This is a genomic window from Agrobacterium sp. GW821-FHT02D03 (assembly GCF_059421725.1).
This window is the reverse complement of the sequence record NZ_JBWKVN010000001.1, coordinates 2,704,140-2,726,124: the sequence shown is the minus strand read 5'-3', so window position 1 is coordinate 2,726,124 and position 21,985 is coordinate 2,704,140. Positions and strand designations below refer to the sequence as shown.

24 protein-coding genes, 1 tRNA gene and 1 riboswitch are annotated in these 21,985 nt (G+C 58.8%); of the genes, 11 read left to right on the top strand and 14 right to left on the bottom strand.

What is annotated here, in order from left to right; translation table 11 throughout:
* Nucleotides 1-451: 451 nt before the first annotated feature.
* The 3 genes from AC07U5_RS12955 (at nt 452) to AC07U5_RS12945 (ending at nt 3,875) form a co-directional block, all read left to right on the top strand.
* Complete coding sequence (locus tag AC07U5_RS12955) at nt 452-1,660, top strand: aspartate aminotransferase family protein (protein ID WP_153312162.1); 1,209 nt, start codon at nt 452-454, stop codon at nt 1,658-1,660.
* Nucleotides 1,661-1,716: 56 nt separating this feature from the next.
* Entirely contained in the window at nt 1,717-2,628 is a 912-nt protein-coding gene (gene argF, locus AC07U5_RS12950) for an ornithine carbamoyltransferase (RefSeq protein WP_062427038.1), read from the top strand.
* 260 nt (nt 2,629-2,888) lie between these two features.
* The gene (locus AC07U5_RS12945) at nt 2,889-3,875 is read left to right on the top strand and encodes an Hsp33 family molecular chaperone (RefSeq protein WP_111849994.1); all 987 of its coding nucleotides are present in this window, start codon (nt 2,889-2,891) and stop codon (nt 3,873-3,875) included.
* A gap of 27 nt (nt 3,876-3,902) precedes the next feature.
* On the opposite strand, the gene apaG is transcribed toward AC07U5_RS12945, so the two are convergent.
* Both apaG and AC07U5_RS12935 read right to left on the bottom strand, forming a co-directional pair.
* Complete coding sequence (gene apaG, locus AC07U5_RS12940; RefSeq protein WP_062427036.1) at nt 3,903-4,295, bottom strand: Co2+/Mg2+ efflux facilitator ApaG/CorD; 393 nt, start codon at nt 4,293-4,295, stop codon at nt 3,903-3,905.
* A 287-nt stretch (nt 4,296-4,582) separates the two neighbouring features.
* Complete coding sequence (locus AC07U5_RS12935) at nt 4,583-5,767, bottom strand: O-succinylhomoserine sulfhydrylase (RefSeq protein ID WP_494723185.1); 1,185 nt, start codon at nt 5,765-5,767, stop codon at nt 4,583-4,585.
* Between the two features lie 42 nt (nt 5,768-5,809).
* Nucleotides 5,810-5,888, bottom strand: a riboswitch (SAM riboswitch).
* Nucleotides 5,889-5,962: 74 nt separating this feature from the next.
* On the opposite strand from AC07U5_RS12935, the gene AC07U5_RS12930 reads away from it, so the two are divergent.
* Both AC07U5_RS12930 and AC07U5_RS12925 read left to right on the top strand, forming a co-directional pair.
* Entirely contained in the window at nt 5,963-7,060 is a 1,098-nt protein-coding gene (locus AC07U5_RS12930; protein WP_494723184.1) for a 2'-deoxycytidine 5'-triphosphate deaminase, read from the top strand.
* An 84-nt stretch (nt 7,061-7,144) separates the two neighbouring features.
* Nucleotides 7,145-7,218 (top strand) — tRNA-Gly (locus AC07U5_RS12925).
* Nucleotides 7,219-7,308: 90 nt separating this feature from the next.
* Here AC07U5_RS12925 and AC07U5_RS12920 read toward each other — a convergent pair.
* From AC07U5_RS12920 to AC07U5_RS12880, 9 genes are all read right to left on the bottom strand, one after another.
* Nucleotides 7,309-7,584, bottom strand: coding sequence for a hypothetical protein (locus AC07U5_RS12920; protein WP_062427033.1), 276 nt, complete (start codon nt 7,582-7,584; stop codon nt 7,309-7,311).
* Between the two features lie 243 nt (nt 7,585-7,827).
* Nucleotides 7,828-8,073 (bottom strand): hypothetical protein, encoded by a 246-nt coding sequence (locus tag AC07U5_RS12915; protein WP_062445542.1) that lies wholly within the window; start codon nt 8,071-8,073, stop codon nt 7,828-7,830.
* 121 nt (nt 8,074-8,194) lie between these two features.
* Nucleotides 8,195-8,404, bottom strand: coding sequence for a cold-shock protein (locus AC07U5_RS12910; protein WP_034806062.1), 210 nt, complete (start codon nt 8,402-8,404; stop codon nt 8,195-8,197).
* Between the two features lie 427 nt (nt 8,405-8,831).
* Nucleotides 8,832-9,395 carry an NAD(P)H oxidoreductase gene (locus AC07U5_RS12905; protein WP_494723183.1) on the bottom strand — a complete coding sequence of 188 codons (564 nt, stop codon included), beginning with the start codon at nt 9,393-9,395 and terminating at the stop codon, nt 8,832-8,834.
* Nucleotides 9,396-9,596: 201 nt separating this feature from the next.
* Entirely contained in the window at nt 9,597-10,502 is a 906-nt protein-coding gene (locus AC07U5_RS12900) for a sugar phosphate isomerase/epimerase family protein (protein ID WP_494723182.1), read from the bottom strand.
* 39 nt (nt 10,503-10,541) lie between these two features.
* The gene (gene ugpC / locus AC07U5_RS12895) at nt 10,542-11,672 is read right to left on the bottom strand and encodes a sn-glycerol-3-phosphate ABC transporter ATP-binding protein UgpC (RefSeq protein WP_494723181.1); all 1,131 of its coding nucleotides are present in this window, start codon (nt 11,670-11,672) and stop codon (nt 10,542-10,544) included.
* Between the two features lie 26 nt (nt 11,673-11,698).
* Entirely contained in the window at nt 11,699-12,586 is an 888-nt protein-coding gene (locus AC07U5_RS12890) for an ABC transporter permease subunit (protein WP_494723180.1), read from the bottom strand.
* A 7-nt stretch (nt 12,587-12,593) separates the two neighbouring features.
* Complete coding sequence (locus AC07U5_RS12885; protein WP_062599265.1) at nt 12,594-13,484, bottom strand: carbohydrate ABC transporter permease; 891 nt, start codon at nt 13,482-13,484, stop codon at nt 12,594-12,596.
* Between the two features lie 69 nt (nt 13,485-13,553).
* Nucleotides 13,554-14,897 carry an extracellular solute-binding protein gene (locus tag AC07U5_RS12880; protein ID WP_343106710.1) on the bottom strand — a complete coding sequence of 448 codons (1,344 nt, stop codon included), beginning with the start codon at nt 14,895-14,897 and terminating at the stop codon, nt 13,554-13,556.
* A 440-nt stretch (nt 14,898-15,337) separates the two neighbouring features.
* Between AC07U5_RS12880 and AC07U5_RS12875 the strand changes: the two genes are divergently transcribed.
* Nucleotides 15,338-16,102, top strand: coding sequence for a transporter substrate-binding domain-containing protein (locus AC07U5_RS12875; RefSeq protein WP_494723300.1), 765 nt, complete (start codon nt 15,338-15,340; stop codon nt 16,100-16,102).
* Between the two features lie 32 nt (nt 16,103-16,134).
* Here AC07U5_RS12875 and AC07U5_RS12870 read toward each other — a convergent pair whose 3' ends face one another.
* Nucleotides 16,135-16,785: a response regulator transcription factor gene (locus AC07U5_RS12870; RefSeq protein ID WP_438371119.1), complete on the bottom strand. Its 651-nt coding sequence runs from the start codon at nt 16,783-16,785 to the stop codon at nt 16,135-16,137.
* 213 nt (nt 16,786-16,998) lie between these two features.
* Between AC07U5_RS12870 and AC07U5_RS12865 the strand changes: the two genes are divergently transcribed.
* Nucleotides 16,999-17,349 (top strand): DUF952 domain-containing protein, encoded by a 351-nt coding sequence (locus AC07U5_RS12865; RefSeq protein WP_062445524.1) that lies wholly within the window; start codon nt 16,999-17,001, stop codon nt 17,347-17,349.
* A 2-nt stretch (nt 17,350-17,351) separates the two neighbouring features.
* Nucleotides 17,352-18,440 carry a quinone-dependent dihydroorotate dehydrogenase gene (locus AC07U5_RS12860; RefSeq protein ID WP_443277387.1) on the top strand — a complete coding sequence of 363 codons (1,089 nt, stop codon included), beginning with the start codon at nt 17,352-17,354 and terminating at the stop codon, nt 18,438-18,440.
* A gap of 103 nt (nt 18,441-18,543) precedes the next feature.
* Here the strand turns inward: AC07U5_RS12860 and AC07U5_RS12855 are convergent, their stop codons facing one another.
* Both AC07U5_RS12855 and AC07U5_RS12850 read right to left on the bottom strand, forming a co-directional pair.
* Complete coding sequence (locus tag AC07U5_RS12855; protein WP_062445520.1) at nt 18,544-19,041, bottom strand: CAP domain-containing protein; 498 nt, start codon at nt 19,039-19,041, stop codon at nt 18,544-18,546.
* 1 nt (nt 19,042) lies between these two features.
* A complete protein-coding gene (locus tag AC07U5_RS12850; RefSeq protein ID WP_062427020.1) occupies nt 19,043-19,306 on the bottom strand; it encodes a DUF6460 domain-containing protein in 264 nt (87 codons plus the stop codon).
* 214 nt (nt 19,307-19,520) lie between these two features.
* Between AC07U5_RS12850 and AC07U5_RS12845 the strand changes: the two genes are divergently transcribed.
* The 3 genes from AC07U5_RS12845 to AC07U5_RS12835 all read left to right on the top strand — a co-directional run bounded on the left by AC07U5_RS12845 (nt 19,521) and on the right by AC07U5_RS12835 (nt 21,968).
* Nucleotides 19,521-20,465 carry a class I SAM-dependent methyltransferase gene (locus tag AC07U5_RS12845; RefSeq protein ID WP_494723179.1) on the top strand — a complete coding sequence of 315 codons (945 nt, stop codon included), beginning with the start codon at nt 19,521-19,523 and terminating at the stop codon, nt 20,463-20,465.
* A gap of 191 nt (nt 20,466-20,656) precedes the next feature.
* Complete coding sequence (locus AC07U5_RS12840) at nt 20,657-21,268, top strand: YitT family protein (RefSeq protein ID WP_062427294.1); 612 nt, start codon at nt 20,657-20,659, stop codon at nt 21,266-21,268.
* A gap of 58 nt (nt 21,269-21,326) precedes the next feature.
* The gene (locus AC07U5_RS12835; protein ID WP_062427293.1) at nt 21,327-21,968 is read left to right on the top strand and encodes a YitT family protein; all 642 of its coding nucleotides are present in this window, start codon (nt 21,327-21,329) and stop codon (nt 21,966-21,968) included.
* Nucleotides 21,969-21,985 lie beyond the last annotated feature (17 nt).

The following is a 21,985-nucleotide window of genomic DNA, read 5'->3' as shown; positions in this document are numbered from 1 at the left end:
CCGCTTCTCCGCTCGTCGCGTTGTTTTCGGGCAGAATCCACCTACTATGCCATGGAGTGAACCACGCGCAGGCCATTCGCCAGATTGTAGGTGACTAGTTCCGCCGCATTGCAGTCTAGTAATTGACGGTTAACCTAATCGTCGGTTGACTCCGTGACAAGAGTCGCAGGAATCATCTGGAATCGATTTTCCGGTTTTCCCCAACTTGCTTCCCCTGTGAGTCAGAAAGGCAACACCTCGGGCCTGCGCGGCAAGCACCTACCAAGGCTTGTAACTGCCCGGAAGTGCCGAGATTTGTTGACATTAGGCGGGGAAGTGACAATAGTGCTCTCGCAATGAAGACAGCATGCAGGCCGCCGCGAGGCGGCATTTTTGATTTTCAGGGCAGGGATAACCCGCGAGCCCTATTGACAGTCGTCTGTCCCGACTTGACGTAAGGAGTGATGTCGCCATGGCCGAAACTGCCCCCAAATCCGGGCCGTTGTTCGATACGTTTTCCAGAGCCCCCCTGCGCTTCGAACGAGGCGAGGGCGTTTGGCTGATCACGGAAAGCGGCGAGCGATATCTCGATTTCGGTGCGGGCGTTGCGGTTACCTCGGTCGGCCATAGCCATCCCCATATGGTTGAATCCCTCAAGGCACAGGTCGAGAAGGTCTGGCATTTGTCCAACCTTTATGAGGTTGCAGGCCAGGAAGTGCTGGCAAAGCGGCTGACGGATGCGACATTCGCCGACAAGGTGTTCTTCACCAACTCCGGTGCGGAGGCGCTGGAATGCGCCATCAAGACGGCACGCCGTTATCAGTACACGCACGGCCATCCGGAAAAATTCCGCATCATCACCTTCGAAGGTGCATTCCATGGCCGCACACTCGCCACCATCGCAGCTGGCGGCCAGGCCAAATATCTCGAGGGCTTCGGCCCCAAGGTGGAAGGCTTCGACCAGGTGCCATTCGGCGATCTCGAAGCGCTGAAGGCGGCGATCGTTCCGGAAACGGCTGCCCTTCTGATCGAGCCGATCCAGGGCGAAGGCGGTATCCGTGTCGTTCAGCCCGAGTTCCTGCGCACGCTGCGGGCGCTCTGCGAAGAGCACGGCCTGCTTTTGATCTTCGACGAAGTGCAGACCGGCGTTGGCCGTACCGGCAAGTTCTTTGCCCATGAGCGCTCGGGCGTCACGCCCGATATCATGGCAGTTGCCAAGGGCATTGGCGGTGGCTTCCCCTTCGGTGCATGCCTCGCAACGGCAGAAGCCGCGTCCGGCATGACAGCAGGCTCGCACGGCACGACCTATGGCGGCAATCCGCTGGCCATGGCAGCCGGCAACGCCGTGCTGGATATCGTTCTGGCCGACGGCTTCATCGAGCATGTGCGCGATGTCGCGCTGATCTTCCGCCAGGGACTGGCGTCGCTGAAGGACCGTTATCCGGATGTGATCGAGGAAATCCGTGGCGAAGGTTTGCTGCTCGGCATCAAGGCGCGGGTTCCATCCGGCGATCTGCTCCAGGCCATGCGCGCGGAGCATCTTCTTGGCGTTCCGGCAGGCGATAACGTGATCCGCCTGCTGCCGCCGCTCGTGGTTACGGCAGAAGAAGCGCGTGATGGGCTTGCGCGCATCGAGAAGGCTGCCGAAGCACTCACCACCAAACTGGCAAAGAGCGCCTGACGAGGCGTATCAGGGCCGGCGTAAAGGGTGGCCCGCATTGATGGGACTGAATTAAAATGGCAAAGCATTTCCTCGATCTTTCGGCCGTCGGCTCGGAAGACCTGCGGCTCATTCTGGAAGACGCCAAGAGCCGAAAGATCGCAACGAAGAACGGAACGGCGGAAAAGCCGCTTGCTGGCAAGATGCTGGCGATGATCTTCGAAAAGCCGTCGACACGCACACGCGTGTCCTTCGATGTCGGCATGCGCCAGCTTGGCGGTGAAACGCTGTTTCTCTCCGGCACCGAAATGCAGCTCGGCCGCGCCGAAACCATTGGCGATACCGCCAAGGTCCTGTCGCGCTACGTTGACGCCATCATGATCCGCACCACCGATCATTCCCGCCTGCTGGAGCTTGCCGAGCACGCCACCGTTCCGGTCATCAACGGCCTGACGGACGAGACGCACCCGTGCCAGATCATGGCCGATATCATGACCTTCGAAGAGCATCGCGGCCCGGTGAAGGGAAAGACCATCGCCTGGACGGGCGATGGCAACAACGTGCTGCATTCGCTGGTCGAGGGCTCCGCCCGCTTCGGCTACAAGATGAACATGGCTGTACCCATGGGTTCGGAGCCGCTCGACAAGTACCTCAACTGGGCCCGCAACAATGGCGGCGAGATCATGCTCTGCCATGACGCCGAACGCGCTGTCGCTGGTTCGGACTGCATCGTCACCGACACCTGGGTTTCCATGAACCAGGAGCACAAGGCGCGCGGCCACAACATCTTCCAGCCCTATCAGGTGAATGAAGCGCTGATGAAGAAAGCCAACAACGAAGCGCTCTTCATGCACTGCCTGCCCGCGCACCGCGGCGAGGAAGTGACCGATGCGGTGATCGACGGTCCGCAGTCGGTTGTGTTCGATGAGGCGGAGAACCGCCTGCACGCGCAAAAGGCCGTGATCGCCTGGTGCATGGGCGTTATCTGAGAGCAGGGCCGAGCTGAGGATGGGGGCTATGCCGGGAGCTTGAATTTCAAGCGCGGCGCCCCATCTTTACGCCAACCAGTGCTGCCGGTTCACGGCGGCGTTTCATCAATCGTTTATCGCGACATTTGGGCCGGGGATGGTTTCGTTTTGCCATTCTCCGCTCTATCTTTGCGAAAACCGGACAAGAGACCTGCTGGTCGCGGCTGAAAGCGTGGCGATCATTTCCTAATTCCGGAAGGCGGGTTCGAAGGAGCAGAACCATGGCGGACGTAACCGTAGAACTGGACGATATGAACTTTGCCGGCGACGACAAGGTCGTCCCCTTTCAGGTGGAAGGGCTCGACGTTCGCGGCCGCGCCGTGCAGGTCGGTCCGTTGCTGAATGCCATTTTGCAACGCCATGATTATCCGCCTGTTGTCGCCCGGCTTCTGGCGGAAGCTTTGGTGCTGACGGCACTGATCGGCACGTCACTCAAATTCTCCGGCAAGCTCACGGTGCAAACCAAGGGCGATGGCCCGGTGGATCTCCTGGTGGCCGATTTTACGGCACCTGAGAACATGCGCGCATATGCCCGCTTCGACGATGAGCGTCTGGCACAGGCGATTGCTGCTGGGCAGACCTCGCCCGAAGAGCTTCTCGGCACCGGCATCCTCGCCTTCACCATCGATCAGGGTGTGGGCATGCAGCCCTATCAGGGCATCGTGCCGTTGGATGGCTCTTCGCTGGAGGAAATCGCCAGCGTGTATTTCCGCCAGTCTGAGCAGTTGCCGACGCGGGTGCGCCTTGGCGTGGCGGAATTCTTCGACCGCGACAGCGAAGGCAAGCCACGTCGTGGCTGGCGTGCGGGCGGCATTATTGCGCAGTTTCTGCCGCAGGCGCCCGAGCGTCTGCGCACCCGTGACCTTCATGGCGGCGATGGCGATGAAAGCTCGTTCGGGGAAGCCGAAGACGATGCCTGGACGGAAGCGGTGGCGTTGATCGACACGGTGGATACGGATGAACTGACCGATCCGCAGGTTCCGGTGGAGCGTTTGCTGTTCCGCCTCTTCCATGAGCAGGGCGTGCGCGTCTACGAGCCTCAGTCGATCATCGACAAATGCAGCTGCTCGCGGGAGAAGATCAAGGGCGTGCTGTCCGGGTTTTCGGCAGAGGAGATCGAGGACAGCCAGGAAGATGGCGTGGTGTCGGTGAGCTGCGAGTTCTGCTCGACGACCTACCGTTACCCGGTCGAAGAACTGTCGGCATAAAGATCAGGAGCGGGGTGAGAGCCCCGCTCAGTTCAGCACGCGGGCAAGCCCTGGGCTGTCCAGCGAGAAGGCGGGGATGTCTACCGTAAAGACCTCGCCCGTGTCCGTTTCCATTTCGTAATGGCCGAACATCATGCCTGACGGCGTGTCCAGGGGGCATCCGGAAGAATATTCGTAGCTGTCGCCTGGTCGCAGATGCGGTTGCTCACCAACGACACCCGGGCCTGAGACCTCGTCCACCACGCCATTCTGATCGGTGATGTGCCAGTAGCGATTGACCAGCGTCACGGCCTGCTTGGAGTTGTTCGTGATCACGACCGTATAGCCCCAGACGTAACGGCTATCGTCCGGGTCCGATTGCTCATCGAGATAATACGGGTCGACGGTGACCTCTATCTCTTTTGTCGATGCACGATACATGTTCGCGACCTTGGCTGTCTCTGCCTCTAGCATTTTATTCTACTACACCGAATGAAGGACGAGAATGTCCGTTGATTGGAGCTGAGTTGTTTGAATGCGTTACGAGGCTAAAGCGTTGCGTATCAGGTTTGTTTCTCCATTCAATACGCACAAAATCGTGAAGAGACAGTAGATAAATCGCTGTTTGTCTAAAATAATGTAGAACGGGCGATCTACGCGTGTCGCGAGCAGAAGATCTGGAAATCGAGAAAGAAATTGCCCGGTGATCGCTCACCGGGCATTTGATATCAGGCAGAAACCTTCGAAAGCGCTGCGGCGAAATCTTCCAGCAGGTCGTCGGTGTCTTCGATCCCGCAGGACAGACGAAGCGTGCCGCCGGAGATGCCGAGTTCGGCGCGCGCCTCATCGGTCAGGTTCTTATGGGTCGTGGTAGCGGGATGGGTGATCAGGCTCTTAGCATCACCAAGATTGTTGGAAATCTTGACGACCTCCAGCGCATTCTGCAGCTTGAACGCCGCTTCCTTGCCGCCCTTCAACTCGAAGCAGACGAGCGTCGAACCGCCCGACATCTGCCGCGCAATGATGTCGGCCTGCGGATGGTCGGCGCGGCCCGGATAGATGACCTTCGCGACCTTGCTTTGGTCCGCCAGGAAATCCGCAATCTTGCCGGCGTTCGCCGTCTGTTGCTTGACGCGCAGCGGCATGGTCTCGATGCCCTTCAGCAATGTCCACGCGTTGAAGGGAGACAGCGCGGGGCCGGTGTGGCGGAAGTAATCCTGAAGTTCTTCCTCGATCCACTTCTTGTCCGACAGCACCACGCCGCCAAGGCAGCGGCCCTGACCATCGATATGCTTGGTGGCGGAATAGACGACGATATGTGCGCCTAGCTCCAGAGGCTTCTGGAAGAGCGGCGTCGCAAACACGTTGTCGACGACGACCTTGGCGCTAATCTGGTTGGCAAGCTTGGCAACGCCTGCAATATCAACCACTTCCAGTGTCGGATTGGTCGGGCTTTCCAGGAAGAACAGCTTGGTGTTCGGCTTGATCGCCGTTTCCCAATTGGCGAGATCGCGGCCATCGACCAGCGTGCATTGGATGCCGTATTTCGGCGCCAGCGTCTCAACCACCCAGCGGCAGGAACCGAAAAGCGCGCGGGCCGCAACGATATGATCGCCGGCTTTCAGCTGGCAGAGAATGGCAGCGCTGACAGCGGCCATGCCGGATGCCGTGGCGCGCGCATCCTCGGCACCTTCCAGCAGGCACATGCGCTTTTCGAACATGTCATTGGTGGGGCTCGCATAGCGCGCATAGATGAAACCGTCGGTCTCTCCCTTGAAGCGCGCTTCTGCCGCTTCCGAGCTTTCATAGACAAAGCCCTGGGTCAGGTAGAGTGCTTCGGACGTTTCACCGTAGGGGGAGCGCAGTGTGCCGCCATGTACGAGTTGAGTTGCCGGGCGCCATTTCTTGCTCATTTGATCACCTTCAAACAAAAAAACCGGTCGCAAAAGCAGACCGGTTCCAAGCACCCGGTCTTTTTAGCCACTTGTTTAACGTGGCTGCAAGCCGACCGGCCAAATCACCACGGGATAAGATTGCCTTACTGCCGTTAACAACTTGCGTCAATGGCCTGCTTTTGATTTTGTCGGCGCGGAACAGGGGCACTGACGATGATGAGAACCACGGGTATTCTGGCCGATGGCGCGATACGGGCGCTGTTTTCTTCCGGCCACCTGAAGAGCGAGCGGGCGCTGGATGGAGACCAGGTGCAGCCGGCAAGCCTTGACCTGCGTCTCGGTGCCAAGGCCTATCGTGTGCGCGCAAGCTTCATGCCTGGCCCGGGCACCAAGGTCATCGAAAAGCTGGACCGCCTGCGTCTGCATGAAATCGATCTCAGCGAAGGCGCCGTGCTGGAAACCGGCTGCGTCTATATCGTACCGCTGATGGAAACGCTGGCGCTGCCCGCCGACATGTCCGCCTCGGCCAACCCGAAGAGCTCCACCGGCCGTCTCGATATCTTCACCCGCGTCATCACCGACCACGCGCAGGAGTTCGACAAGATCCCCGCAGGTTATCAGGGACCGCTTTATCTGGAAGTCAGCCCGCGTACCTTCCCGATCGTCGTGCGCCAGGGTTCGCGCCTGTCGCAGATCCGCTTCCGAATCGGTCATTCGCTTTTGAACGAAGGTGAGTTGCAGGCGCTTCACGAGAGTGAAATCCTCGTCGCCAGCGACACGCCCAACGTATCCGGCGGCGGTATTGCGCTCTCCATCGACCTGAGAGGCTTTGGTGACAGCGGCCTCATCGGTTATCGCGGCAAGCACCACACCGCAGTTGTCGATGTGGACCAGAAGGCAGCCCACGACGTTCTGGATTTCTGGGAGCCGCTCTACGCGCGCGGCCGCGCCGAACTGATCCTCGATCCGGATGAATTCTACATTCTTGTCTCGCGCGAAGCCGTGCATGTGCCACCGCTCTACGCCGCCGAGATGACACCGTTCGATCCCCTGGTCGGCGAGTTCCGCGTCCACTATGCCGGCTTCTTCGACCCCGGCTTCGGCCACGCCAGCGCCGGCGGCACCGGCAGTCGTGCCGTCCTTGAAGTCAGAAGCCACGAGGTGCCCTTCATCCTGGAGCACGGCCAGATCGTCGGCCGCCTTGTCTATGAACATATGCTGGCCAAACCCGAAGGTCTCTACGGCACGGGCCTCGGCTCCAACTATCAGGCCCAGGGCCTAAAGCTCTCCAAGCATTTCCGCGCAGAGTGATCGGCCAGACGCCGCGGTGCGATAGTGGAATGCCTTGCGGCGCGGCTTGACAGCCGCATCGTTCTATCGGAAGTTTTTAAGCGCGCGGGTGTAGCTCAATGGTAGAGCAGCAGCTTCCCAAGCTGAATACGAGGGTTCGATTCCCTTCACCCGCTCCAGCTATCTTGCAAAGGCTATTGTTTTTATTGCGTATTTTTTATCGCACCTGGGATCAGCGTACGGATGTAATGCGCTGAGCGAGCCGTTATTCAGGCGCGATCGTAGGTGAAAGATGTCAGCAAGGACGTGACGAAGTTGCTGGCTTTTTCCTTGACGAGGACTTCCGTCCATTCGTCCGTTCCGCGAAACCTGAGATCCGTCTGGATACTATCGACCGCTGCCATTTCGATGCGCTCGATATGTTGTTTGAAATGCGCTTCGCCCTTGGCCTGGTAAAGATCGCGGATGACCACCCGGAGGATTTCCTGCATCGCGATCTGCCAGGCAGTGTTGGTCGCATTGAGTTCGTTGGTTGTCGTTGACATGCATCCCACCTGTGTTGCTGGATTTCTTGGCTCTCACCGGTGATATCGCGCAAAAGCGCGATGCGGCTTTGCGAAAGCGACATGCGATAAAACGAAGGCGTGAAGCGCAAGGAGCGAGTCTGAACGACCGCGACGCGATTTTAAAGCATGATCCGCGCAAAACTGTGCAGCGGTTCTGCGATAACGACACGCGAGAACAAGGACCTAAAGCGGGTGAGCGAATCTAAAAGATCGCGACACGCTTTAAGACGTGGGACAAGCCGACGGCGTCTTCTTGGTGCGTTTGGTCACCAGAGCGGCCACCGCGGATTTGCGATCGGCCAGTTCTTTTGCAAGGCGGGCTGCCTTTAGTCTGGCTGTTTTCGCATCCCGCGCATCGACGGCTGCTTGCAGTTCATCGACAGCGTGATTTTTTGCGAAGAATGGCGTCTGAAGCTTGCCGAAGGCAAGCTCCGCCTGCTGGCGGGATTTGCTGTGTGTTTGTGTCATGGGGTATTTGCCTCTCCGGCCAAATGCCGAAACGAAAAAGGCCAGGCGCGATGCCTGGCCTCGAATGAAATTGCTCCCGGCAGTGCCAGTACATCCGTGGTCAAAGGGAAGCGGATCTCAATTATGCGGACTGCAGATTGGTCGCAGACATCTTGCCCGACTTGTTGTCGCGCTCGAGCTCGAAGCCAATCTTCTGGCCTTCGACGAGTTCGCGCATTCCTGCACGCTCGACAGCCGAAATGTGAACGAACGCGTCAGCGCCGCCATTGTCAGGCTGAATGAAGCCGAAGCCTTTTGTGGAATTAAACCATTTAACTGTGCCAGTGGTCATAATAAACCCTTTCAAAGCATAGAGTGAAGGACCGCGTAACGGATGCCACGCGGATAAAAACCGACTATTTTTGAAAGAGAAGTTCGCTTAGAGCGCGGTGCCAATCGCGCGGTAGACAAAGCTCGGCAAGCAAAAGATCGATGACCTATCTATAGGGGAGTTCATCACCGTAGTCAACGAAAAGTTTTCAATTTTATCGATGTTCGTCTTTTGGTTGTGCTTTCGGGGGGTTGCGTCACTTTTCTTTCGCACGGATCGAGCGGTCTTGGCGCGGGACCCTTTTCCGATACGCAGCGCTTTCACCTTCATTGATGGGAGGGGAGTTGTCGCGTTCATGTGCTTGTAGCTCTTCACCAACCATGTGCCTCATGACGCGAAACCAGCAAACGTTTCGACTGGAATATTGGCGATGAACGCTTATGGATCGCTAGAACGTAGCTCCCAGGTCTTTCGCGTTTGATATAATCGCAGCCGCCTGGGCCTCGCCTTCGAGCGACCCATATAAAATCTCGACCTTGCCTTCTTTCACACTGCAATAATCGCGGATCCCCACTTTCAGCTGTGTGCGCATGGCGATACCATATCCGCGCTTGCGGTAGTCATTCTCCGTCGCACCGGCGATGCCGACCATCAACACCTTAGCATGCGGATAGGTCTGGCTCCCGAAAGCCCAGTTCTGCGCCCACACGCGGTCGATCCAGCCTTTCAGGATCGCCGGCATGGACCACCACCACACGGGAAAGAAGAGCACAGTGGCATCGTTGCGTTCCACGCGCTCCATCTCTCGTCGAACATCTGCGGCGAAGTCTATGTCCCGGCCGCTCCAATCCGGCTCGTCCTCGGCTTTGAGCACCAGGTCGAAATTCTTAGCCACCAGATCGGCAAACTCGACCTCGTGGCCGTTCGCTTGGACCTCATCGGCAAAAGCGCGCGCCGCTTGATGTGTCAGTGAGTTCTGACGCGGATGGGCGATGACCACCAAAATCTTCATGAGGCGATGTCCTTCATAGTGACCAGACGGCCGCAGGCGGCGCGGTAGCGTTCAAGGACCGTAACCGGTTAAGGCGCTGTCCAGGCGGTCTAGGTATGAAGGGGGGGCCGGCACTTCAATCCTGTCACGACATCGTGCCTCAGCAGAGATCGTTGGAGCAGGGGGCCAGCGCATGCGGCCCCTCGCTCTGTTGGTTGGCCGTTACCGCTTGTTCACCGCATCGGCCAGCTTCAAGGCCCGCTCCAGGGAAGCGGGCTGCTGGTCGGCAAAGCGTTCTGCGCCGATTTCCATGATGAGGGTGGTGTCGGGTAGGAAGGTGAGCTCGGAGAAAATGTCCTCCCAGTCGATATCGCCCCAGCCGATCGGCAGGTGAAGGTCGCCAATGCCGAGTGCGGTGGCTTCTGCGGGGTGGTAGAACTTCTTCATCGTGTAGGGCAGGCCGAAGCTGTCATGCACATGCAGATGGCCGGTGACGGGCGCCATGGCGCGCAGTTCTTCGCGGAAATCCAGACCCTTGAAGGTGGATTCGATATAGGCGTGGCTGAAGTCGATCAGAGCGGCGAGATTGTCGTGGCCTACGGCCTTCACGGTTTCTGCCACTTGCGATGGCGTCTGGCGGTACTGGCCGTCTTCCGTGGTGAAGATGTTTTCCAACACGATGCGCACGCCATAGGTCTTGGCAATCTCGGCCATTTCGAAAAGAGCCTCACGCTCCATCTGGTCGAGATCGCTGCCACTCATGCCATCGGAGAGGATCGCATTGCCGCTATGGTGGACGAGCACGCCAGCGCCCAGCCGGTCACAGAGTTCGAGCATGGCACGCACGACCTTCTTCTGCAGATGCAGGTGCTCGCGGTCCATGAAGTTGGAGACAATCTGGCCATGCAGGGAGAGTTTCTTGAACGCATACTGCCTGACGATATCGCGGACGCGCTGTGCGCGGTCCTTGATGATGCGACCGCCGGAGATGATCTCCTCGCCATAGATGCCGATTTCGCAGGCACTCGCGCCGGTATCGGCGATGATCTTCAGGGACGAGTCCAGGCTGGAGAGATCGCCGCGCCCGGTGGCATTGCAAAAGCCGACGGCGGAAATGATGGAGGTCATGTGCGTTTCCTTGATGCAGTCAATGAAGGCGGGAGATGTTCAGGCACTATGGGCCAGAACATCCAGGTTGGTGAAGCCGGCTTGATCGGCTGATGCGAGGCTTGAGTCGATCCGCCGTTCCGTTATGGGATCGAAAAAGTGCAGGTGCGCTGCGGGGAACTGCAGAATGACCCTGTCACCTGGGCGGACGGTGAGATCCTCACCAATCGCGGCAGCAAAGATCTGGCCGCGAATGTCCGCATAGACGATGCGACCGGAGCCGAGTTCCTCGACAAAATCCACCACGGCGGAAACACCGTCGCCCTGACGGGAGACGACGCACTGCTCTGGCCGGATGCCGGCAATCACGTCTTCACCCGATAGGGCACGCGCGATCTCCGCCGGCATTGGACTGGACCAGTTGCCGAAGCTGACGGCAATGCTCTCGCGATCCACCCTGGCATTGAAGAGGTTCATCGCGGGAGAGCCGATGAAGGATGCGACAAAAGTGCTGGCCGGTCGGTTATAGATGTCGAGCGGCTGCCCTACCTGTTCGACATTGCCCTTGTTCATGATCACCAGCCGATCCGCCAGCGTCATGGCCTCTACCTGATCATGGGTGACGAAGACCGATGTCGCGGACAGGCGTTGATGCAGCCTGCGGATTTCAGCGCGCATGGTGACGCGCAGTTTGGCATCGAGGTTCGACAGCGGCTCGTCGAAGAGAAAGACATCCGGCTCGCGAATGATGGCGCGCGCCATGGCAACGCGTTGGCGCTGGCCGCCGGACAGCGCCGCAGGCTTGCGCTCCAGATAGTCCGAGAGACCGACGATCTTCGCCGTTTCCTCGATCCTGCGGCGGCGCTCGGCCTTGGCTACGCCGGCGACCTTCAGCGCATAGCCGATATTGTCGGCAACCGTCATATGCGGATAGAGCGCGTAATTCTGGAACACCATGGCGCAACCGCGTTCACGCGGCTCCAGCCGGTTCACCACCTTGCCGGCAATGGCGATTTCACCGGCGGTGATGTCTTCCAGTCCGGCAATCATGCGCAGCAGGGTGGACTTGCCGCAGCCGGAAGGGCCGAGGATAACGACGAATTCTCCGGACGGAAAGATGAGGTCGACACCATGCAGCGTCTTGGTCTTGCCGTAGGATTTATGCACCTGACGAATGTCGATCTGCGCCATGGTTTGGCACTCCTATTCTATAACTGTCATTTCTCGGTGGAGACGAGGCCACGCACGAACCAGCGCTGCAAAAGCCCGACGACGAGAAGCGGCGGCAACATGATGATAAGGGAACCGGCGAGCGTGACATTCCAGTCAGGCGTGCCGTTTTCGGAAGGGAGGAGGCTGGAGAGCGACATCATCACCGTCTTGTAGGACGGGTCAGTCACCATCAGGAGCGGCCACAGATACTGGTTCCAGCCATAGACGAACATGATTGTCGTCAGCGCCAGCATGTTGGTGCGAGACAGCGGCAGGATCATATCGACGAAGAAGCGCATCGGTCCGGAGCCATCCATGCGCGCCGCCTCGGCCAGCTCGTCCGGCAACGTCATGAAGAACTGCCGGTAGAGGAATGTGCCGGTGGCCGTGGCAATCAGCGGCAAGGTCAGGCCGGCATAGGAGTTCAACAGGTTCCATTCGATCTTGATGTCGATGCCGGAGACGGCGTTGATCAGGAGCGCGAAGGGATGGAACATGTCGGCGGCCACGGCGTAAGTCGGCACCACGCGCACTTCCAGCGGCAGCATCAGCGTAATGAACACCGTCCAGAAGAACAGGTGCCGCAGCGGCGAGCGGAAGAAGACGATGGCAAAGGCCGTACAGGCCGACAGCGCCACCTTCCCGACCGTGACAAGCGAGGCCATGATGAAGCTGTTGAGCATGGCATTGCCGAGATTGGCACGGTTCCAGGCCGCATGCATGTTCTCGAACAGGCGATCGCTTGGCATGAAGCTGAAGGGCACGCTGTTGATCTGCTGCAGCGACTGGCTGGCACCGGAAATGATGACGATGAAGGGGCCGATCAGCAGCAGGAAGCCGATGATCAGCAAGCTGTAGGTAAAGGCGTCTGCGTAAGGGGTGCGCTGGATCATCGCCGTCTCACTTGTAATGCACGCGCCGCTCGATGAAGCGGAACTGGATGAAGGTGAAGACCATGATCAGGCCGATCAGAATGATGCTCTGGGCCGAAGCACCCGAATAGTTGAGCCCCTGGAACGCCTCCTGCACGATGCGGAACACCATGACCTCGGTCGCATGGTTCGGGCCGCCGCCGGTCGTGTGGTGGACAATGCCGAAAGTGTCTGAGCCGACAAAGCCTTCCGTCATCATCGTCACGGTCAGGAAGAACAGCGTGGGCGCAAGCAGCGGCACCTGAATATCGATTGCGCGGCGGATCGGCCCGGAGCCGTCCATCGCAGCCGCTTCCGTCAGGCTGCGCGGTACCGATTGCAGTCCGGCCAGCAGGAAGATGAAGGTGTAGCCCGCCCATTTCCAGATGAAGATGATGATGACCAGCGCCAGCGCATGGCTGCCGAATTTGGCCGGATTCCAGATATCGGGATAGATCGCATTCAGCGAGGCGGCAAGGCCGCGTTCGGGCGACAGGATGAAGCGAAACGCCATGCCCGCTGCCGGACCGGCAATGGCGAAGGGCAGGATGTAAAGGACGCGGAAGAAACCGGAGCCTGGCAGTTGCCGATCGACCGCCAGCGCGAGCGTGAGGCCGATGAGAATGGCGAAGAACGGGCCGACGATTGCAAAGATCAGGCTGACAGTGACCGAGTTCCAATAAAGCGGATCGGCGAAGGTCTCGTAGAAATTGGCAAGTCCGACAAACTCCGCAGCTCCGCCGAAAGGCGGCTCCAGCGTGAAGGCCCAGTTCACCACTGCCACGGCAGGCCAATAGAAGAACAGGGCAATCAGAGCGAGTTGCGGCAGGGCAAAAAGCAGAGGTAGCCAGGTGCTCTTGAAGACGGAGCGCTTTTCCATGGAAATTCCAATAGACAGTCTGGATAATCGTGCCACCCGCATTCACGGGTGGCACTGGGGTACGAGCGCTTAGTTGATGGAAACGCCCGAGAAGGTCTTTTCGAAGCGGCGCAGGCCGACATTGGAGCGCTCGACGGCCTTGTCGAGTTCCTGCTGAACGTCGCCATTCTGCATGTAGATCGCCTCAAGTGCCGTGGAGAGTTCCTTGCGGATCTGCGTGAAGTTGCCGAGGCGTATGCCGCGTGTGGTATCGGTCGGCTCGGTCAGCGTCAGGCTTTCGATGGCGACTTCACGGCCCTTGTACGGTGCTTTGTCGTAGAAGCCGTTCTTCTTCATGCTCTCGAAGCCGGTCTTGGTGACGGGGATGTAGCCGGTTACGGTGGACCACCATTCGACCATGTCTGGCTGGGCGATGAAGTTGAGGAACGCCGCAGCGCCCTTATATTCAGCGTCCGGACGGCCAGCCATGACCCACAGCGAAGCGCCGCCAACCAGCGACTTCTTGCGCTCGGTGCCCTTGAAGACTGGCAGCATGGCGACATCCCACTTCACGCCCTCAGGCAGCGTCTTGCCGACGGTGCCGTGGTCGGCAATCGAGCTCATTGCCATCTGGCAGGTCTGCGAGGTGAAGGAGGGAACCGTGTCCATGCCGAGCGTCTTGGTCTTGACCACGAAGAGCTTCTCGTCCTGCATCTTCTTGAAGAACTTCAATTCGTCGACGACCTTGGTCTTGTTGACGACGAGTTCCGCATTCAGACCCTTATAGCCATTGCCTTCCGTGGCAATTGGCTGGTCGTGGATGGCGGAAAACTGTTCGATCAGCGGCCAGGTATCGAAGTTGAATGCCAGCGGGCATTCGTAACCGGCAGCCTTCAGCTTCTTGGCGGCCTCGGCCACATCTTCCCAGGTTTCCGGCTTGCCGGTCACGCCAGCCTTTTCGAAGGCGCTGACATTGTAATAGAAAACGGCGGTGGAGGAGTTGAACGGGAAGGAGTTCAGCTCACCAGCGGCCGTTGCGTAGTAGTTGGCAATGCCGGGGAAATAGTTGCTCCAGTCGATCTTGTAGCCATTGTCGGCCATCAGCTGCTTGGCCGGAACGAAGGCCTTGGACAACATCATGTCCAGCGTGCCTGCGTCATAAATCTGCGCGATCGCCGGGTGCTTCTTGGCGCGGTACGCGGCAATCGTGTTCTGCAGCGTCGCGTCATAGCTGTTTTGCGAGGTGCAGACGATTTCATAATCCGGCTGCGACGCATTGAACTTCTTGCAGGCGTCCTGCACACGCTCGCCGAGATCGCCGGAGAGGCCGTACCAGAACTCGAATTTTGTCTTTTCAGCATGAGCGGCCGTTGTGCCGAGCGCGGCGACGACAGCAAGCGATGCCACAAAGGAAGAAAGGGTCAACGTTTTCATGAGGGGAGCCTCGTTGGAAAGAAACGATGGCCTGGTCGCGGAATTTTCGGCCCGGCGAGCAAAACCGGCGCCGTCCTAACAATGCTGTATGACAGGTCGCGGACGTTTTCTTGAATATTGGATGACGGGTCTTTGTGGTCGGACCGTTATCGCCCATCGAAGGGATCATCACCGAGCTGTTACGAGAGGCGCATCGATGCTCTGCAATTTCTTGCCCCAACGGCATGGCTTTGCGCGAATCTTATGTATAATCACACGGGTAAGCACTGACCTGCACCATCGTGCCAGCCCTTGAGCGATGGCGCTTTCACTTCATACCGGGCCGGATCATCTGAATGCGCTCTTTGATGGCACGATTGAAAAATCTCGGTCTCCGCATTTCCGTTTTGTGCATGACAGCACTTGCGTTAAGTGGCGTTGCGCGTGCCGAAAGCGGGAACTTGCCGGTGCTCTTCGACAAGCAGGAACGTCTTCCGGGTGCCGATCTCTCGTCCATTCCCCGCGTCCGGTTCCTGATGTCGGTCGATTTCCCGCCCTTCAATTTCACCGATCAGGACGGCAGGCTGGTGGGTTTCCATGTCGATCTCGCCCGCGAGATTTGCGCGCAGCTGAAGATCGAAAGCAAATGCCAGGTCCAGGCGCTCCCTTTCGATGAGTTGGAGGCGGCCCTGGAACTCGGCGAGGGAGAGGCCGTGATGTCGGGCGTGGCCTCGACGTCTGATCTGCGCAAGAGCTTCAGCTTCACGCGGCCTTATCTGCTGCTGCCAGCGCGTTTCGCTGTGTCGAAAGCTGCCAAGCTGGAAGGACAATCGGCGGCGACGGCTCTGACCGGCAAGAAGGTCGGCGTCGTCAGCAATTCGCGCCATGAAGCAATGCTGAACTCGTTCTTCCCGAACGTCGTTCCTACCGGTTTTGCCGGCTATGAGCCGATGTACGAGGCGCTGAAAACCGGCAAGGTCGATGCGGTCTTTGCCGATAGCTTGCGGCTGCCCTTCTGGGTCGCCGGCACCGCGTCGGAAAATTGCTGCGCCATGTTCGATGGCCCCTATATGTCGGACAAATTCCTGGGCGAAGGGCTCTCGATCATGACGGTCGATCCCGAAAACAAGCTCGTACCCGCCTTCGATCAGGCGCTAGCAGCCCTTTCGCGCAACGGGCGCCTCGAGGAAATCTACCGACGCTATTTCCCTTACGGGCTTTTTTGACGTCACGCAGCCATCAAGGCCGTGTCAGCCTCTTACGCCACAAGAGCAGGTTGGTTCAGCTTGGATAGCTGAATCACTGCCTGCGTCCGACTATCGACATTGAGCTTCAGCAGAATGGCTGAGACATGTGCCTTGATCGTCGCTTCGGAGACGTTCAGCTCATAAGCGATCTGCTTGTTCAGCAAGCCTTCCCCAAGCATGCCGAGCACGCGGCTTTGCTGCGGCGTCAGCGTCCTCAGTCTGTTGATCAGGTCCGCCATATCGGCATCCTGATCGCGGCTGGACTGACAGGAGGCTGGGATCCAGACGTCGCCTTCCAGCACGGTGCGAATAGCGGTGCGGATATCGTCGATGCCGGAGGACTTGGAAATGAAGCCGGACGCGCCAAGCTCGATGGCACGGCGCATGGTGGCCGGGTCGTCGGTTGCCGATACGATGATGATCGGCAGGCTGGAAAATTCTGCCCGCAGTGCCATCAGGCCGGAAAAGCCGCTGACACCCGGCATGGCGAGATCGAGCAGCATGAGATCGGCATCCGGCTGCTCTTCCGCGCAGCGTCTGGCGGCGTCGAAATCGCCCGCTTCGATGAAGCTATTGTTGCCTTCGAGACCACTCACCGCCTGACGCAGAGCGCCGCGAAACAGCGGATGGTCATCCGCAATGATAATCGTGAGTTCTGCCATGCCGCGCCCCCTCCCAAGAGCATTTCATGCGACTCTTCCTCCCGCAGGCCGACAGGCGACTGCGCAAATAAGATTGCGCCAAATCGTGAGCAACACAAGTCTTCAATTGCAGCCAAGCCTCACTACCTTCCGGTCGAGGATAAAAATCTGTGTGAAGCGATGGACAACAGATACCATTTGCGGCAAACCGCCCTGACATGAAGGAGATGCCCGATGAGCCAGACACCGCCTGTCATCTACAAGATCGTGCCGGATGCCCTGTGGCAGACAGCAAAGCACGAGGGTGTTTTCAAAGGGGCGGCAATCGATCTGACCGATGGCTACATCCATTTCTCTACGGCCGAACAGGTGAAGGAAACGGCAGCCCGTCACTTCGCCGATCAGCAGGACTTGCTTCTCATCGCAGTTGATGGTGGCGCTCTCGGCGACAAGCTGGTCTTCGAGCCCTCCCGTGGCGGCGATCTCTTTCCGCATCTCTATGGCGAGCTTCCGCTCAATGCCGTGCTATGGGAAACGCCCTTGACGCTGGGCGACGATGGCGCCCACCAGTTTCCGGAGGTTTGAGCATGAGCGGATTGTTCTCTTCTCTTGGACGCAAGGGCCTCTTCCTGCTGGATCCCGAAGTCGCGCATGGCATGTCGATTGCAGCTTTGCGCAGCGGCTTCATCCCCACCTGCCACGTACCGCATGATCCGCGGCTGCAGCAGACGGTGGCGGGACTGGTCTTCCCTAATCCGCTCGGCATGGCCGCGGGCTACGACAAGAATGCGGAAGTTCCAGGCCCACTTCTCAAGCTCGGCTTCGGATTTACCGAGATCGGCACTGTGACGCCGCGCGCGCAGGCGGGCAACCCAAAGCCGCGCATCTTCCGACTGGTGGAAAACGAGGCCGTCATCAACCGCCTTGGCTTCAACAATGAAGGGCATGCGGCGGCACTTTCGCGCCTGATTGCCGCTGGCCTGCGCGGCATCGTCGGTGTGAACATTGGCGCCAACAAGGATAGCGACGACCGCATCGCCGATTACGTGAAGGGCATCGAAACCTTCTCCACCGTTGCCTCCTATTTCACGGCCAACATCTCTTCTCCCAACACGCCAGGCCTTCGCGATCTTCAGGCACGCGAAAGCCTTTCGGCACTTCTTTCCGCGGTGCTGGCGCAACGCGATCGCGAGGCGGAAAAGCTGTCGCGCCACGTCCCCGTCTTCCTCAAGATTGCCCCTGATCTGACCGAGGAAGGGCTCGACGACATTGCCGCCGAGGTCCTGTCGCACCGGCTGGACGGCCTGATCGTCTCCAACACCACGCTTTCCCGCGACGGACTGGCGCCGGGCAGCAACAACCAGGAGACCGGTGGCCTTTCCGGCAGGCCGCTCTTCGAACGCTCCACCACGGTACTCGCAAAAATGCGCAAACGCGTCGGACCGGATCTGCCGATCATCGGCGTGGGCGGTGTGTCGTCGGCAGAGACTGCTTTGGAAAAAATCAGGGCAGGGGCCGACCTGGTCCAACTCTATTCCTGCATGGTCTACGAAGGACCGGGCCTGCCGGGCAATATCATTCGCGGCCTGTCGGAGAGACTGCAGCGGGACGGGATCAGGAATATCCGGGACCTACGCGACAGTTCAGTGGAAAGCTGGGCGGCGCGGTCGATTTAAACCGCCCGCTCCCTTTTGCTGTGGCCGTCCTCGCATCAAGGGCGAGGATGACGGCACAGAGTGTGATGAACGTCAGCTCACATAGGGCGCGAGCACGCCTTTATCAGGCGCAAAGCACCATCGCCCAATAGGGCCGGTTCTTCGCCGCGCTGTCATAGGCGACAGCAACGCCAAGCCCGCCATAATTGCCGAGCATGTTTTCCAGGTGATGCGGTGAGCCGATCCAGGCTTTGACCACCCGCTCGACCGTGTCTTGACCTGCGGCAACGTTTTCTGCAGCAGGCAAGGGCACGTTGCCGTTCTTCATGCGGATCAGAAAGCTGTCGGTGATGCCGATGAGATGCGCCATCTTCTGCGCCTTCACCATGCGGTTGGCCTGATAAATGGCCGCTTGCTGTGCTGCCGGGTTGGCAGAAAGCGTCGAGAGACCTTTCGAGCGGCGAAGTTCGTTGACCATGGGCAACGCCGCCGCCGTCTCGTCGCGGGTGCCGGATGGCAGGCCCTTATTGGTGGGAACGGAAACGCAGGCCGATAGAACGGAGCCAGCGGACAGCAGCACGAAGCCGCGCCGGGAAAAATTCGTCAGGGAATGGTCGGTCATATCAACGCAAGCTTAGAAGTCGGAGGACGATGAAGACGGGGATGACGATGACAGCGCCCGCCAGAAGATAGTCGCCGATGCTGCCAAGCGCATGGAAGCCGGAATACCAAATGTTCAGAACGAAGTCGCGCACACCATAGATGATGCTCCACGGCGTCAGCCCGAAGACGGCCATCAGAAATCCGACGATCAGCGATATCACCAGCAGCTTGACGATCGTGCGCCCAACGCTGTCACCCAGCACCTTGTTGACCTCACCGGCCATCAGCAAATCTCCTAAAGCCTGTCATCGAACAGACCCGCATCCACGGGATGATGACAAACACCTTCAAACCTTGATCAAGACATATGAAGCGCGGCGCTTCGATGCAAGCATCGCGGTGTTTACACCGTCGATCCGGGCTTTGCGATGAAATAGGACTTGAGTTTTTTTATGGCTTGATGAAAGAGAGCCCACCTCTTTCAGGAAAAATTCGTGAATGGCCCAGAACCAGCATTCCTCCGGCGACGTCATTGCTGATCGTCGTGCCGATTACGCCCGCATGCTGGCAGAAAGCGGCGACCACCAGGCTGCCGCGGAATTGATCGAACAGGCGCTGGAACTCGCCCCCCTTTGGGCAGCAGGCTGGTTTCGCCTGGGCGAGTACAGCGAAAAGGCGGGTCAGGAGGACAATGCGGTGAAGGCCTATGAAAAGGTCGCCGAGCTTGACGAGGAGGGGATATTCGCCGCACCCCTCAAGCTTGCCGTGCTGGGCGCAGCCGAAACGCCGGAGCAGCCACCGAGCCGCTATGTCGAAGGCCTTTTCGACGACTATGCTGATCGGTTCGAAACCTCGCTGGTGAAGAAGCTCGATTACAGCGTGCCGGAGAAGTTGGCGGCTCTCATCGAAACGGCGCGCCCCAGTGGCAAGCGCTTTCGCTGCGCGGTCGATATCGGCTGTGGCACGGGATTGCTGGGTGTCGAAATCCGCGACTGGACCGAACGCCTGGAAGGCTTCGACATTTCCACCAACATGTTGGCAAAGGCGGAAGAGAAGGGCATCTACCACCATCTCTCGCAGGCCGATCTTTCTCTTGATGAGGAGACATCCGGCCTCTTTGCCGATGGCCTTCAAAAAGGCCGAGCCGATCTCGTCGCCGCTGCCGACGTGATGATGTATCTCGGCAGCCTTGAGACCGTCATGCCATTGGTTCTGGTGCTGCTCGGGCAGGGAGGCCTCTTCGCCTTTTCGGTGGAGGATGCGGGCGAGGAGGAGGGTTTCGTCCTTCAGCCCTCGCTCCGCTACGCGCACTCGCAAACCTATGTGAGCAATCTCCTTGCCGCCTTCGGCATGGAGATTCTACACATCCGAAAAACAACCATTCGCAAGGATGCCGGAAAACCACTTTCCGGCATTCTGTTTCTTGCCGCAAAACCCGCCTGATCTTTTCGTTTCTTGCCATTTTATCGATTGGTCAGGAAGGCTGACATATAGCGGTTGTCGAGCGCCATTTTGCAGTGCAAAATAACCGCATCTCCGCCGCTGGTAGCTTGTGATGACGACGCGGAGACCATCAACAAAATCAGGTCCTGTCGAGGGGATTTCGCATGGCATTCACCAGAAGCGTCTATGGCATGTGGAGTGTGGACCCGGCCAAGCATTCACCGATCGAGGACGTGCAGGGTATCGTCACCGGGAGCATTGTCTCGGCGCTTGGCTTTTACATCCTGAACAAGGTCGGCCTCCTGACCGGTGGCACAGCAGGCGTCGCGTTTCTTATCCATTACGCCTTCGGCATCAGCTTTGGCCTGTTGTTTTTCCTCGTCAACCTGCCGTTCTACTACCTCTCGTTCCGTCGCCTCGGCCTTGCTTTCTCGGTGAAAACGTTCATCTCGATCGGACTGGTATCGGTCCTGACGGAACTAGAATCGCGCTGGATGGTGATCGACAGCGTCAATCCGCTTTGGGCTGCCATTCTCGGCGGGCTTCTCCTCGGTTACGGTCTGCTTGCGCTTTACCGCCATCGTGCCAGCCTGGGCGGCATCGGCATTCTTGCCATCTACATCCAGGATCGTTTTGGCATCCGTGCCGGTCTGATCCAGCTTGCCTTCGACACCTGCGTGATGATCGCCGCCTTTGCCGTCATCGAACCGAAGACGGTGCTCTACTCCATCGTCGGTGCCTTCTTCCTCAACATGTTCCTGGCCATCAATCACCGCTCCGACCGCTACATCGTGGTGCGCTGACGCTTGAAATCTGGCCCGGCGTGGCGCAAGGAAAGCTGTCGAAATCGTGGGGATGGCAATGCGCGATATCATCTGGAAAAACCGTGCAAGGCTGTGGGCCACGACGCCCGATCGGCATTCTCTGCTGGAAGATGTTCAGGGTGTTCTTGCCGGAGCCATGTTGGCGTCTCTCGGCGTCACCCTGTTTTCCGCCGCCGGTCTGTTGACAGGCGGAACCGTCGGCCTCGCGTTCCTCGTCCACTATGCGACGGACATCCGTTTCGGTCTTGTCTTCTTCCTGGTCAACCTGCCCTTCTACTATCTTGCCTTTCGTCGCCTTGGACCTGCATTCACGGTCAAGACCTTTAGCGCCATCGCCTTGACGGCGGTGCTGTCCGACATGATGCCGCGACTCTTCGCCTTCCAATCGATCAATCCCATCGCGGCTGCGCTATTTGGCGGATTGACGGTCGCAGCAGGAATGCTGGCGCTTTTCCGCCACCGCGCTAGCCTCGGCGGTTTCGGTATTCTGGCGCTCTATCTGCAGGATCGTTTCGGTTGGCGGGCAGGCTTCATCCAATTGGCGTTCGATGGAATGGTGCTGCTGGCATCCTTCTTCATCGCCACGCCTTTCGTCATTCTTTGCTCGATTCTTGGCGCGTTGGTGATGAACCTGGTCATCGCCATCAACCACAGAAACGACCGCTACATCGCCATGTAGCAGTCGCTTCGTTCGAG